The 12403-nt window shown below is 69.0% G+C and carries 12 protein-coding genes; 4 read left to right on the top strand and 8 right to left on the bottom strand.

The genetic code is table 11. The annotated features are described in order from the left end of the window. The first annotated feature begins 29 nt into the window (after window positions 1–29). Window positions 30–437 carry a winged helix-turn-helix transcriptional regulator gene (locus ACIRL2_RS25455; protein WP_395867603.1) on the top strand — a complete coding sequence of 136 codons (408 nt, stop codon included), beginning with the start codon at window positions 30–32 and terminating at the stop codon, window positions 435–437. A gap of 112 nt (window positions 438–549) precedes the next feature. Here ACIRL2_RS25455 and ACIRL2_RS25460 read toward each other — a convergent pair whose 3' ends face one another. The 4 genes from ACIRL2_RS25460 to ACIRL2_RS25475 all read right to left on the bottom strand — a co-directional run bounded on the left by ACIRL2_RS25460 (window position 550) and on the right by ACIRL2_RS25475 (window position 4766). After that, the gene (locus ACIRL2_RS25460; RefSeq protein WP_402234699.1) at window positions 550–2079 is read right to left on the bottom strand and encodes a DHA2 family efflux MFS transporter permease subunit; all 1530 of its coding nucleotides are present in this window, start codon (window positions 2077–2079) and stop codon (window positions 550–552) included. Between the two features lie 209 nt (window positions 2080–2288). Next, window positions 2289–2777, bottom strand: coding sequence for a MarR family winged helix-turn-helix transcriptional regulator (locus ACIRL2_RS25465; RefSeq protein WP_395867607.1), 489 nt, complete (start codon window positions 2775–2777; stop codon window positions 2289–2291). Between the two features lie 160 nt (window positions 2778–2937). Then, the gene (locus ACIRL2_RS25470) at window positions 2938–3765 is read right to left on the bottom strand and encodes an ABC transporter permease (RefSeq protein WP_402234702.1); all 828 of its coding nucleotides are present in this window, start codon (window positions 3763–3765) and stop codon (window positions 2938–2940) included. Further along, entirely contained in the window at window positions 3762–4766 is a 1005-nt protein-coding gene (locus ACIRL2_RS25475; RefSeq protein WP_395867611.1) for an ATP-binding cassette domain-containing protein, read from the bottom strand. Before ACIRL2_RS25475 ends, ACIRL2_RS25470 begins: the two co-directional genes overlap by 4 nt. Before the next feature lie 174 nt (window positions 4767–4940). On the opposite strand from ACIRL2_RS25475, the gene ACIRL2_RS25480 reads away from it, so the two are divergent. After that, window positions 4941–5693 carry a TetR/AcrR family transcriptional regulator gene (locus ACIRL2_RS25480; RefSeq protein WP_402234705.1) on the top strand — a complete coding sequence of 251 codons (753 nt, stop codon included), beginning with the start codon at window positions 4941–4943 and terminating at the stop codon, window positions 5691–5693. A gap of 118 nt (window positions 5694–5811) precedes the next feature. Continuing rightward, window positions 5812–7914 carry an FGLLP motif-containing membrane protein gene (locus tag ACIRL2_RS25485; protein WP_402234708.1) on the top strand — a complete coding sequence of 701 codons (2103 nt, stop codon included), beginning with the start codon at window positions 5812–5814 and terminating at the stop codon, window positions 7912–7914. Here ACIRL2_RS25485 and ACIRL2_RS25490 read toward each other — a convergent pair. The 3 genes from ACIRL2_RS25490 to ACIRL2_RS25500 are packed head-to-tail and all read right to left on the bottom strand — an operon-like array spanning window position 7889 to window position 10247. Continuing rightward, complete coding sequence (locus ACIRL2_RS25490; RefSeq protein WP_395867619.1) at window positions 7889–8377, bottom strand: hypothetical protein; 489 nt, start codon at window positions 8375–8377, stop codon at window positions 7889–7891. The genes ACIRL2_RS25485 and ACIRL2_RS25490 overlap by 26 nt on opposite strands. Next, window positions 8374–10005: an alpha/beta hydrolase gene (locus tag ACIRL2_RS25495; RefSeq protein WP_402234711.1), complete on the bottom strand. Its 1632-nt coding sequence runs from the start codon at window positions 10003–10005 to the stop codon at window positions 8374–8376. The genes ACIRL2_RS25490 and ACIRL2_RS25495 overlap by 4 nt, the downstream gene beginning before the upstream one ends. Next, window positions 10005–10247: a hypothetical protein gene (locus ACIRL2_RS25500; protein ID WP_402234714.1), complete on the bottom strand. Its 243-nt coding sequence runs from the start codon at window positions 10245–10247 to the stop codon at window positions 10005–10007. The genes ACIRL2_RS25495 and ACIRL2_RS25500 overlap by 1 nt, the downstream gene beginning before the upstream one ends. Before the next feature lie 418 nt (window positions 10248–10665). On the opposite strand from ACIRL2_RS25500, the gene ACIRL2_RS25505 reads away from it, so the two are divergent. Continuing rightward, entirely contained in the window at window positions 10666–11490 is an 825-nt protein-coding gene (locus tag ACIRL2_RS25505; protein ID WP_402234717.1) for a BRO family protein, read from the top strand. Here the strand turns inward: ACIRL2_RS25505 and ACIRL2_RS25510 are convergent. Further along, on the bottom strand, window positions 11460–12245 hold the full coding sequence (locus ACIRL2_RS25510) for an ABC transporter permease (protein WP_402234719.1): 786 nt from the start codon (window positions 12243–12245) through the stop codon (window positions 11460–11462). The two genes, ACIRL2_RS25505 and ACIRL2_RS25510, sit on opposite strands and share 31 nt — an antisense overlap. Window positions 12246–12403: the final 158 nt, after the last annotated feature.

Genomic DNA, 12403 nt, shown 5'->3' on the forward strand with positions numbered 1-12403 from the left:
AAGGCACCTTCCTGGTACCTGGGTACCTTATGCATACCCCTCCCGACCTGCGCCCTTACGGTGGCGCCGACGTCTATCTCGCCGACTGCGCCTCCCGGGCGGTCCTCGACCTGATCGCGAACAAGTGGGTGGCCCTCGTCGTCGGCGCCCTCCACCCGCAGACGCTGCGCTACGCGGAACTGCGCCGTCGGCTCGGCGGGATCACCAAGAAGATGCTCACCCAGACCCTGCGCGACCTCGAACGCAACGGCCTGGTCCGACGCAAGGTCTACGCCACGGTGCCGCCCCAGGTGGAGTACTCGCTGACCGAACTCGGGACCAGCGTGAGCGGCTTGATGAGTGAGATCCGGACCTGGTCCGAGAGCCACATCGACGAGATCGAGGCGGCGCAACGGGCCTACGCCGAGGCGACGGCGAACCGACCGGAGGCGGTCTAGTCTGACGGGCGCCGCTCGCGGGTGCGACGGGCTGCGGTCGCGCCGAGGCCCCGGTCGCGGTGGCGACACGGGGCCTTCGGGTGTTCGGAGTGGGGTTTTGTACCGGCTCCGTTCAGCGTGCGGATGCCGTCGGTTCGGCCGGGGCCGTCTCCGCGCTTCCCGTGCCGCCCGTTCCCTCGGTGTGTTCGGTGCCCTCGGTGCCGTCGGTGACCACGATCGACTCCCGCTTCGGCGAGCGCAGCACCAGCAGGGTGAGCACGATCGCGGCGGCGATCAGACCGGCGCCGATGCCGAAGGCGAGGGTGTACCCCCCGGTCAGCGCCTCGGGCGCGGAGGTGCTCTCGGCCACCAGCCGTTCCGCCTTGGCGCTGGAGAGCGTGTTCAGTACGGCCAGTCCGAGCGCGCCGCCGACCTGCTGGGTGGTGTTGAACAGACCGCCGACCACGCCGGCGTCCTCGGCGGTGGCCCCGGACATGCCCAGCGTGGTGAGCGCCGGGATGGCCAGACCGAAGCCGGCCAGCAGCAACATCGCGGGCAACACGTCGGTGAGGTACGCGCCGTCCGCCGGCACCCGGGCCAGGAACAGCAGCCCGACCAGCAGCAGGGCCAGGCCCGCGACCACGACGTTTCGCTCGCCGAACCGGGCGTTGATCCGCGCCGAGTAGCCGAGCGTGATGACCCCGATCACGACCGCCGACGGCAACATCGCGACGCCGGTCCGGGCCGCGCCGTAGCCGAGCACATGCTGGAGGTAGAGCGCGATCATCAACTGGAAGGCGAACAGCGCGCCGACCATCAACATCTGGATCGCGTTGGCCCCGGACACCCGCGCCGACCGGAACACCCGCAGCGGCAGCAGCGGCGTCCGAGCCTTCGCTTGGCGGACCACGAAACCGGCGATCAGCAGGAGTGCCACCGCGCCCATGCCGAGCGTGCGCGCCGAGGCCCAGCCGTGCGCGTCCGCCTCGACGATCGTGTAGACGAGCAGCATCAGGCCGGACGTGATCAGCAGCGCGCCCCACAGGTCCGCGCCCGCCGACCGGCCCAGACCCCGGTCGGCGACCAGCAGGCGGAACGCGAGCGCGGTGGCGGCGACGCCGATCGGCACGTTGACGAAGAAGATCCAATGCCACGTGAACGCCTCGGTGAGCAACCCGCCGAGCACGAGCCCGATCGACGCGCCGGCCGCGCCGACGAAGCTGAACGCGCCGATCGCCTTGGCCCGTTCCCGAGGGTCCGGGAAGAGCGTGACGATCATGCCGATCGCCACGGCCGAGGACATCGCGCCGCCGATGCCCTGCAGGAAGCGGGCGGCGATCAGCAGTTCCGGCCCGGTGGCCACGCCGCACAGCAGCGACGCGGCGGTGAAGACGACCATGCCCGCGATGAACATCCGGCGCCGCCCGATCAGGTCGCCGAGCCGGCCGGCCAGGAGCAGCAGGCCGCCGAAGGCGATTCCGTACGCGTTGACCACCCAGGCCAGGCCCGACTGGGAGAAGCCCAGGTCGCTCTGGATGGCGGGCAGGGCCACCGTGACGATCGTGCCGTCGAGGACGACCATCAGCACCCCGGCACACAGCACCGCGAGCGCCGACCAGCGTGACCTGTCCGTCGATTCCGGTGTGGCGAACGTGCGCGACATGCTGCTCATCTCCCTGGACGACCGGTCGGCGGGCGGCCGACTCACAGGAGAGACGTTAGCAGATAGTTTTGTTATAGACGATCTCTTTCAGACTCTTCTCTTTGAAACCCATCTGTCACGGACTCATCTCGATCGACCGTGCCCGCGGTCCGCTGCTCGCGCCCTGCCACCTGCCACCCGCCACCCGCCACCTGAGAGGCAACCCGCGCCTACCGCTTCGACGTCCGCGCCCGCCGTACCGTCGCCTCGGACTCGACCGGCTTGGCAAGCACTCCGCCGACCAGGCGCGCCAGCGCGGAGGCGAACACCGCACGCTCGTCCTCGGGCAGCGCCTCCAGCACCTCGTGATGCACACCATCGACGATCCCGCGCCCGGCCCGGACCAGGTCGCGCCCGGCCTCGGTGACCACGATGATCCGCGCCCGCCGGTCGGTCGGCGCGGGCCGCCGCTCGGCCAGCCCGGCCCGCTCCAGCTCGTCCATGGTCACGACCATCGTGGTCTTGTCCAGGTCGGAGAGCTCGGCCACCTGGGCCTGGGTCAGATCCCGGTCGATCGCGTGCGAGAGGACGCAGAAGCTGCGCGGCGTGACGTCGATCGCCGCGAGGGCGGCGGCCATTCGGGTGTTCATCACGTGACCGGCGTGCACGAACATGCCGGTCATGTCCAGCACGGTCGGGGCCAGGCTCTCGGTAGTCATGCGGCCAGCGTAACAAGATAGGTAAGCCAATAGATTGTTCCGTAGTAGACCTATGGCCGGGATCGGAAGGGCGTGCGCCCGACCGACCGGTCCGCACCCGCCGACCGGTCCACCCCGCCGACCGGACCGGCCGCGAGGAGATCGCGGCCGGCCTCGTCGATCAGCGGCCGAGGGCCTGGAACTTGCGCACCGCGAGCGGCAGGAAGATCGCGGTGATCACCAGCGGCCAGACCACCGCCATCGGCAACGCGTGTTCCTCGATCCAGCTCCCCCCGTGCGGAGCCGGACTGCCGAACAGGTCGCGGATCGTGTTCGCGGTGGAGGAAACCGGGTTCCACATCGCCACCGCGCCCAACCACTGCGGCATCATCGACGGCGGCGTGAAGACGCTGGAGATCATCCCGAAGGGCAGGGCCACCGCGAACAGGCTGCCCGCCGCCTCCGCGTTGGGCACCAGCAACCCCAGGTAGATACCGACCCAGGTCAGCGCGAACCGCAGCAACAACAGCAGCCCGAATGCGGCCAGGATCTCCCACAGGGTGCCGTCCGGTCGCCATCCGACGACGAGCGCGATCGACGCGAGCACCGCGAGGTCCAGACTCGCGCCGAGCACGTCGGCCACCCCGCGCCCGCTGACCACCGCCGAGGGCGCCATCGGCATCGAGCGATACCGGTCCATCACGCCGAGCTGCCGGGTGACCGCGACGACCGTCGCGGTGTTCATGAACCCCTGGGCCATGGTCATCGCGAACATGCCGGGCAGCGCGTAGTCCTTGTAGTCGATCGATCCGCCCACGTCCATGGCACTGCCGAAGACGTACACGAACAGCAGCACGGACACGATCGGGAAGCCCAACTGCCAGGCCAGCACGCTCGGTTGCCGAGCGATGTGCTCCATCTCGTTGCGCACGACGGTCAGACAGTCCGCGATCGCCCAGTACAGCCGGCGTTCGGGAGCCTCCACCGGTCCCGCGGTGGTCACGCTCATCGGCGCACCGCCTCCTTCGCGGATTCGTTCGCGGCCTGCTCCGGCTCGTGCGCGCGGTGGCCGGTCAGCCCGAGGAAGACCTCGTCCAGGGTCGGCCGGCGTACGCCGATGTCCTCGATCGTGATCCCCTCGTCCTGGCAGGCCCGGGCGGCGTGGGTGAGCGCCGCGACCCGATCGCCGACCGGGGCGGTCACCCGCCGATCCTCGGGATCGAGCACCGGCTCGGCGCCCGACTCGGCCACGCGGGCCACCACTGCGGCCACGCGCGGCAGGTCGACCGCGTCCCGCGCGACGATCTCGATCCGGTCGCCGCCCAGTTCGCGCTTGAGCCGATCCGGGGTGTCGTCGGCGATCTTGCGTCCGCGATCGAGCACCGCGATGCGATCCGCCAACTTGTCCGCCTCGTCCAGGTATTGCGTGGTCAGCAGCACCGCCGTACCGCCCGCGAGCAACGAGCGCACCGCCTCCCAGACCTCGTTGCGCCCGCGCGGGTCGAGTCCGGTGGTCGGCTCGTCCAGGAAGAGCACGTCGGGCGCCAGGATCATGCTCGCGGCCAGGTCGAGTCGCCGGCGCATGCCACCGCTGTACTGCTTGACGCTCCGGTCGGCCGCCTCGACCAGGCCGAACCGCTCCAGCAGTTCGTCGGCGCGACGGGCCGCACCACGCTTGTCCAGGTGGAACAGGCGGCCGAACAGGATCAGGTTGTGCCGCCCGGTCACCTTCTCGTCGACCGCCGCGTACTGACCGACCAGTCCGATGTGCCGGCGCACCCGCCGGGGATCGCCGGTCACGTCGTGGCCCGCGACCAGGGCCCGGCCGCCGTCCGGTCGCAGCAGCGTGGACAGGATCCGGACCGCCGTGGTCTTGCCCGCGCCGTTGGGCCCGAGCAACCCCTGGACGGTGCCTCGGGGCACGGTCAGGTCGAAGTCGTCGAGCGCGTGAGTGTTGCCGTAGCGCTTGGTCAGGCCCTCGGCGAGGACCGCGTGGCTCGTGGTTTCCATCCGCATTTCCGTCGGTGTTCTCATCGACGTGCTCATCGGCCTCCTTCAAACCGAGTACACCGTACCCGATTGCGCGTACGGCGTACCCAGTTGTCTTGGATCGGTCGCGCGCGGACGCCGGGCGATCGGCATACCTGTGGGGGTGCCGAGGCGGGCTCCTACGATGGGGGCACCATGACGAGCACCGACCACACCGGCGGCGGCGATCTCGCACGCAGCCTCGAACTGTTGTGGGGCGTGGACCGGAAACCGGCCCGAGGCCCCAAACCGGCGCTGACCCTGGACCGGATCGTCACGGCCGCGATCGCCGTCGCCGACGCCGAGGGGCTGGACGCGGTGTCGATGCGGCGCGTGGCCGCCGAGATCGGGTCCGGCACGATGTCGCTCTACCGCTACGTCCCGGGCAAGGCCGAACTGCTCGACCTGATGGTCGACAAGGTCAACGCGCCGGGCGACGCCGAGTTCCCCCCCGAACTCGGCTGGCGCGGGGCCCTGGAGCAGGTCGCGCGCGGCATCTGGCAGATGTACAACCGCCACCCGTGGCTGCTCGGCGTCGATCAGGCGAGGCCGGTGCTGGGACCCAACTCGCTCGAGGCCCTGGAGCTGACGCTGGCCGCGATCGGCGACGCGGCGCTGTCCGACCGGGAGAAGATGACCGTCCTGTCGATCATCGACGGCGGCTATGTGAGCGGCATGGCGCGCACCCATTTCAACACCGTGCACGCGGCGCAGCGCACCGGGGTCAGCGACGAACAGTTCTGGGCCGCGCAGGCTCCCCTGCTGAACGCGGCGATGACGAGCGGGCGCTACCCGAGGTTGGCCGCGCTCGCCGAGGACAGCTTCACCCAGGACGGCGAGGCGGTGTTCGAGTTCGGCCTGCGCCTCCTGCTCGACGGCCTGGAGACGTTCGTCGACCGCCGCGCCTGAACCCGATCCGCACCCATACCGCACCCGGCCCCAGGAATTGTGGACCTGGCGGACAAGGGGTCACGAAAGCGGAATGGCCGGCATCATCATCGGTGCTCGGCTACGGGGAACGGGGACCATGAACAGGACACTGCTGCGGATGCGGGCCGCGCTCGGCATGGGAATCGGGGCTGTGGCCCTGACCCTGGCGCCCCTCGCGTTCGGAACTTCGGCCGCCGGCGCCACGAGCGCCACGAGCGCCACGAGCGCCACGAGCGCCACGAGCGCCACGGTGAGCGTGACACCCGGCCCGGTGCGACCGGGAGATTCCGTGGCGATCCGAGGATCCGGGCTGGCCGGCTGCCCGACGAACAAGGTGGACGTCTACCTCCTGTCGGCCAACGGCGGCAGCTCCGGGGAGTACCTCGACCTGCTCGCGGCAGACCTGCCGGTGGACACCGCACACGGGGACTCGATCGCGTTCCGGCACACGATGCTCGCCCCGACCTTCAGCTCGAACGGGGCAGCGAGCACGGACCGGCCGGTGAACCGGATCGCGGTGCGCTGTCCGGGGCAGGAGAAGGCCCTCGCGGAGACGGCGATCGAGATCAACGCGTTTCGTCCCGAGGAGACCCGTACCCCACCGGCCGACCTGCGCACCAGGCACCTCGTGCTGGAGCCGGCCACCGGCGTGCCCGGCACCGAGGTCACCCTGTGGACCGACCTGCGCTGCGGGGACGCGAACGCGAGCGACGACGCACGCGTGACGTGGGGTGGACGCGACCTCGCCAAGCTCAGCATCTCGGGCACCGGTGCCGAGGCCCAGCGCTTCATCGTGCCGGACGGACCCGATCGCGGCCCACGCCCGATCACCGTGACCTGCTTCGCGCAGGGCGCGGGCATGCCGGACAACGGGGTCGTCCAGCGCGCCGACTTCCAGGTCGCCCGGCCCGAATTGACGCTGACGCCCACGCAGCCGACGGCCGGTCGGCCGTTGCGCGTCGAGGGCAGCGGGTTCGTCACGTGCGGTCGGCCGGTCGACGGCGGGGCCGGGACACTGACGGTGCGTCATCGCGGCACCGTGCTGGGGACGGTGCCGGTGGCCGCCGACGGGCGGTTCGCGAGCGAGATTCGGGTACCGCGCGAACTCCCGGGTGGAGAAGGGATGTTGACCGTCGCGTGCGCGACTGGCGCGGGCTACGACGGTGACTTCTCGGTACGGGTCGCGGTGCTGGGCGCGGCCGGGACGAGCGCGGTCTCGGAGCGGTCCGAGGCTGCGGTGAACCTGCCGAGCCCGAGCGCGTTGTTCGACGAGCCCCGGCCGGTGGTGCTGGCCGGCGCGACGGCGGTGGTGGCGCTTCCGGTGCTTGGCTTCTCGGCCGAGCTGTTCAACAAGACGTGGGAGCAGAACCGGCTTCGGATCCGACGCCGCCTGCGCCCGGGGGCCGCGCGCCCGCGATCGCAGCCGCGCATGCCCGAGTTGCAGGTGCTCGTCTTCGTGCTGCTCTCGGCCGCGTTCTGCGTCGCGGTCGAACCCGGTACGGGCTGGAACGCGGGCACCGCCGCGCTCGCGCTGGCACTGGTGGCGGCGGTTCCGCTGGGCGTGCTGGTGTACGAGGGTTCGGCGGAGGCCTACCGAAGGCGTATCTCCCGCATCCGGGCCCTGCCTCGGCTGGTTCCGGGAGCACTGGGCGTCGCCCTGGTGCTGGCCGTGGCATCGCGGCTGCTGCATCTGACGCCGGGCTATGTGTACGGGCTGTTCCTCGCCTTCACCTCGGCCGGCCTGCGGCGGCTGGCTCCCTCGGACGAGGGCCGCGCGATAGCCCTCGGCTCCTGGTCCCTGGCGGGCCTCGCGTTGGTCGCGTGGGTGTGGCGCATCCCGGTGACCCACGTCCTGAACGAATCGGACGGCGCGCCCTTCGGCTGGGTCTTCGCCGAGGACGTGCTCACCCAGTGCTTCGTGGCGGCGGTGGTCGGCCTGGTCTTCGGCCTGCTGCCGATGCGCTTCATGGACGGCCACGCCCTGTGGCAATGGAACCGCTGGGCCTGGGCGGCGATCTACGCCTTGGCCCTGTTCCTGTTCGTCCTGGCCCTCCTCGACCCCACGGGCGCCGCCAACGGCCTCACCCGAGACATGTGGCTCCGCTCCACAATCCTCTTCGCCACCGCCGCACTCGCATCAATCACTTTCTGGGCCATCTTCCGCCTGCGGCCTCCTACGAACCATCCTTCGGGAGCCTGACGCACGGAGAGGAGACACGAACAATGACGCGGTTTACATCACCCAGAGCCTTAACGCGGATCACGTAGTTATCCCGAGGGTTCTTGGCTCGAACAGCCGCATCGCCTACCTCTGGCGGAACGGCATAGTCGATGATCTGCCAACCCTGTATTTCAAGGTGCTTACGCAGCCGGTCAACCGCCAATCTGGCCTCACCCGTGGGAAGAGCATCAATCTGCCAAAAATGTGTGACCGCCTGCCAACTGGACTCTAGGCTTGCCGATCCAGACGCACAATCAGCCGAGTTAATATCGTCTGCATCACCATGCTTTCCTTGCAATGCAAGGCCATCGAAAACACGGCTGGAATACTCGCGGAGAGTTTTATTGATTTCGACATGATTCACAACTCCACCCGAAACATCCGATTGTCCACACCCTACAACAATGGCGGCAAGAAAAAGTAGGGCCCCAGGGCGCTTCATGGACGCTCTCCCCAAATAAGACGAACATCCTTATAGTTGCCCGTGATAATCGCAGCTTGGTTATCTAGGCTCATCGGGTCAGATGTGGACCAGTATTCACTATGTCCGCTGGAGCCGTCAGACGTGAACCGGTTGGCACCGAATTCTTTATCATCAGGCGTCACACGCCGATGGACTTTTGCGTTCTCAGAGATTGGCGCGTGGGCTCCTGCCCCAATGCTGGTAACAAGATCACCCTCCGCCGCCCCAACCCATACATGCTTCGGAGAGATATGCAGATCTTCTGCTTTCGTCGCATGGAGGCCAGGGCTTCCAACCACGACGACATCCTGTGCAACGAGACCGCCGCTGTAGTGAGCAGCTTGTCCCACAACCACTGACCCGTAGCTGTGGCCGATCACAGTCACATGGTTGTTTGAACTAATGCCTTGCGTCACCCCGACTCCACGCAAAAATCGCACGAAGGCTGGCGCCGCCTCATTCGCACTTGAAGTCGATATGGCATGTGCCAGAGTGTCTGGGGCGTCGTAGCCGATCCATGTAATCGTCGAAACACCGCCACTCCGAGATTCCTGACGTGCAGCCAACCAAAGACTCCGCATCCTGCTGACATGCGAACCAATTCTCGCCAATCCCGCTCCCGTCCCCGGAACGTAGACCGCTGTGTGGGCAGCTGTGTCGGGGTTGCCGATGGCGACGATTGCGCGGCCGTCGCCCTTGGCGCTGAAGCCCATCAGATAGAGGTCGTCGCCCGAGCGCAACGTCGCCTCCAAACCCTCGATCGCCGCCAGGCGTTCCTTGAGCGCCGTGACCCGGAGGCGCCACTTCGCGTCGTCGGTGCGGCCCGCCGCGTCCCGCTTGGCACGCGCGGCAGCAAGTTCGGCGATGAGCCCGGCCTTCGCCTCGGCCAGCGCGACCCGATTGGCGCGGTCCCGGATCTCCGTCGGCAACCCGTCCATCGCCCCCAGCACCGCCGGATAGCCGGCCAGATACATCGCCCGCTCCGAAGGATTCAGCCCCGCCCACCACTTGGCCGCAGCAACCGGATCGCCCCTCGGAATGGTGGCGAGGTCCAAACCCGCCAACGCCATCACGCACGTGCCGTCGGCGGCCGTGTCCGCCCAGTCGGCCGTCCCCGTCGGATACAGCCGGGCCAACGTCTCCGCGCAGTGCGTGTCGACCTCGGTCGCCTTCCGGACCGGCGCGGCCAGGAGCTGCTCCAACTCGTGCCGCCGCGAGATCATCGCCGCGTCGGCACGGCTCGTCGGATCGGCCGGCTCCATCCGCCCGTCCTCGAACACGGTGAATCCCGCAGCCGCCGCCTCCGCCAATCCCGCCCACAAATCGCGCTGCGCGTTCCGGAGTTGGTCGGCCGCCGTGTCCAGGACGGTGAGCACGCACCGGGCCTCCTGCGCCGCCACCATCACCTGCTCACCACGCGCGGCCAACCCCCGTGCCGCCGCGTCCGCGTCCGCACCCTCCCAGCGCGAAGCTCGCAGCGGCCCGCCCACCCCTGTAGTCGCCCGCCCGACCAACCCGTCCAACGCGGCCGCCAGGTCGGTCCACTCGACCACCGCACGGTCCAGCCCACCCAACGCGGCGTCGCGCAGTTGAGCCAGCGTCACCATCAGGGCCGCGCCCCGGCGAACGCACCCGCGACCGCCTGATCGGTGCGATCGTGCGCATCGGCGTTCGTCCACAACACGTCGCCGACACCGCCGTACTCGTCGCCGAGCGCCCGCAGATGATCCGCCCACACCACCGTCAGCGCCACCGCCGCCCCCGCGACCGCGAACCCCGGACACCCCGAGACCCCCGCACTCGGCCCTCCGGCCGCCCGCCGCAGTGCTCCCGCCACCTCCCGAGCCACCGTGGCTCCTTGCCGCAACGCCCCCGTCTCGACCCGAATCGCCGAGCCTCCCCCACCCTCACCGCCACCAGCCAAGATCCCTCCCCGTGGTCGCCTGATCACGCAATGAGATCAAACGATACCCACCGATAAGCCTCATCCGGCCGCCCAGCCTCGCGAATCCCCCGAGGGCGAACAGATCCACCAACCGGCACGTAACCCGACCGCCCCACGCTCGTTCATACATATGGGCGAACGCAATGAGCCGTTCGAGGGACACGAAAGCCGCTTGAAGCCGTGCAGCGACAGCAGCCCGCAAGGCATCGATCGGGTCAGGACTCGTCTGCAAAACCACAGGTCAGACGGATAGCGTAAGAAATCCTTACGGAACCAAACGGGACAAACAACACCATCGAGCCGGAACAAGCGAGGAACTGGCATGAGCCACGAGAACATCGTCGAGATCTTCATGTACACAGAGGAGACCCAGGTACGCATCGTCATGATCGACGGCGACCCGTGGTTCTGCGCGACGGATGTGTGCGCCGTGCTCGACCACACCAACTCCCGCATGGCGGTCTCAAACCTCGACGCCGACGAAAAAACCAGCGTCCGCGTCGGGAAAACCGCAGCTCAGAGGGGTTCCGTAAGCAATCCTTACGGAACCTCCGACCCCGGTGGCAATCCGAACATGACCTTCATCAGCGAGGCCGGTCTCTACTCGCTGATCCTGCGGAGCAACAAGACGACGGCCAAACCCTTCCGCCGCTGGGTCACCCACGACGTCCTCCCCACCATCCGCCGAACCGGCCGCTACACCCCCGCCACCAGCGAAAACATGGATGCGCTGCTCTCCCGCGCGATCGGTTCGATCACCGATCTCGCCGCCCGCACCGGCGATCTCACCAAGGCGATCGAGATCAACACCATGGCCGTCGCCCGCCTCACCACCGGGTTCGAGTCGGCGGCTCCGTTGTCCACAGTTACCTCTAACGCGACCCCTCCCACCTCGGAAACCCACAGCCCCACCCAAGTTCTCCACAGCGATTTCCACAGGGTTATCCACAGGCCCGCGCAACTACCCACACCCGGTGATCGGCGTCGTCTCACCCCCGAGGTCGTCGCCGAGTGCCGGCGTCGGGCCCGGGACGGGGTGTCGGTCTATCGCCTCGCTCGCGAGCACGGTGTGAGCGACTCGACCATGCGCTCGGCGGTGCGCGGCCAGACCTACCGCTACGTGCCCGAGCCGCCCTTGTGCCCCTGACCCGACTGCGTCCGCGCCAGCCGCCCCCGCGCCGCCAACTCGATGGTCAAAGCCACCGCGACCGCCTGGACCTGAAGCAGCGCGACCAACACGAACAACTGCACCGCCCCCGCCTGCAGCGGTGTCGCCCCGCCGAGCAACATGCCCACGAAGGCCCCGGGCAGGGTCACCAACCCCACCGTCCTGGTCTGGTCCAAAGCCGGGATCAGCGCCCCCGCCGCGGTCGGCCGACAGATCTCCATCGCCGCGTCGCGATCGGAGAAACCCAAGGTCAGAGCCGCTTCGACCTCACCGTGGCGCTGTGCCAACTCCTCCAGCGCCCGCCGCCCCGCCAGCACCGTCGCGGTCATCGCACCGCCGATCAGGATGCCCGCGATCGGGATCAGCACGATGCCCTCGGCAGGCAGCAGACCGGTCGCCCACAGCAGGACCAGAGTCGGCGCCGTCGCCGTCACGATCGGCACCGCGGGCCAGAACAACCGTCGGTTCGCGGTCACCCGCCCGGCCGCTGTCAAGGCCGCGACGGTGTACATCATCACCACGAACAGACCCGCGAAGCCGAGTCGGTCCACCACGTGTGTGATGACGAAGGACACCGCGAGCAACTGCGCCGTCGCCCGGAGCCCGGCCACCACCACCGCCCGGCCGTGGCCCAGTCGCGCCACCCCCGCGACCGCCATGGCGACGACCAGGAGCAGCACGGTGACGATCCCCAGGGTGGGGGTCACCGGGAGCAGCGTCGTGGCGTTTTCCACAGGCCCAGCCTCACCCTCTCGGCGGTACCGCGCAGCGCGGGCGTCCACAGTCCACAACGCGTGCACACACCGCGGGCACCCGCCTCCCGCAACCGTCGCAGCCCACCCGTCCGCACCCCGGAACACGGCCGATACACGCCGGCCGGCTCAGTACAGTG

Source organism: Embleya sp. NPDC127516 (genome assembly GCF_044765325.1).
Taxonomy (GTDB): Bacteria; Actinomycetota; Actinomycetes; order Streptomycetales; family Streptomycetaceae; genus Embleya.

What these genes read in the sequence shown, in the direction of transcription:
- ACIRL2_RS25455 (WP_395867603.1), top strand. Translation starts at nt 30, where the DNA reads ATGCATACCCCTCCCGACCTGCGCCCTTACGGTGGCGCCGACGTCTAT.
- ACIRL2_RS25460 (WP_402234699.1), bottom strand. Translation starts at nt 2,079, where the DNA reads ATGTCGCGCACGTTCGCCACACCGGAATCGACGGACAGGTCACGCTGG.
- ACIRL2_RS25465 (WP_395867607.1), bottom strand. Translation starts at nt 2,777, where the DNA reads ATGACTACCGAGAGCCTGGCCCCGACCGTGCTGGACATGACCGGCATG.
- ACIRL2_RS25470 (WP_402234702.1), bottom strand. Translation starts at nt 3,765, where the DNA reads ATGAGCGTGACCACCGCGGGACCGGTGGAGGCTCCCGAACGCCGGCTG.
- ACIRL2_RS25475 (WP_395867611.1), bottom strand. Translation starts at nt 4,766, where the DNA reads ATGGAAACCACGAGCCACGCGGTCCTCGCCGAGGGCCTGACCAAGCGC.
- ACIRL2_RS25480 (WP_402234705.1), top strand. Translation starts at nt 4,941, where the DNA reads ATGACGAGCACCGACCACACCGGCGGCGGCGATCTCGCACGCAGCCTC.
- ACIRL2_RS25485 (WP_402234708.1), top strand. Translation starts at nt 5,812, where the DNA reads ATGAACAGGACACTGCTGCGGATGCGGGCCGCGCTCGGCATGGGAATC.
- ACIRL2_RS25490 (WP_395867619.1), bottom strand. Translation starts at nt 8,377, where the DNA reads ATGAAGCGCCCTGGGGCCCTACTTTTTCTTGCCGCCATTGTTGTAGGG.
- ACIRL2_RS25495 (WP_402234711.1), bottom strand. Translation starts at nt 10,005, where the DNA reads ATGGTGACGCTGGCTCAACTGCGCGACGCCGCGTTGGGTGGGCTGGAC.
- ACIRL2_RS25505 (WP_402234717.1), top strand. Translation starts at nt 10,666, where the DNA reads ATGAGCCACGAGAACATCGTCGAGATCTTCATGTACACAGAGGAGACC.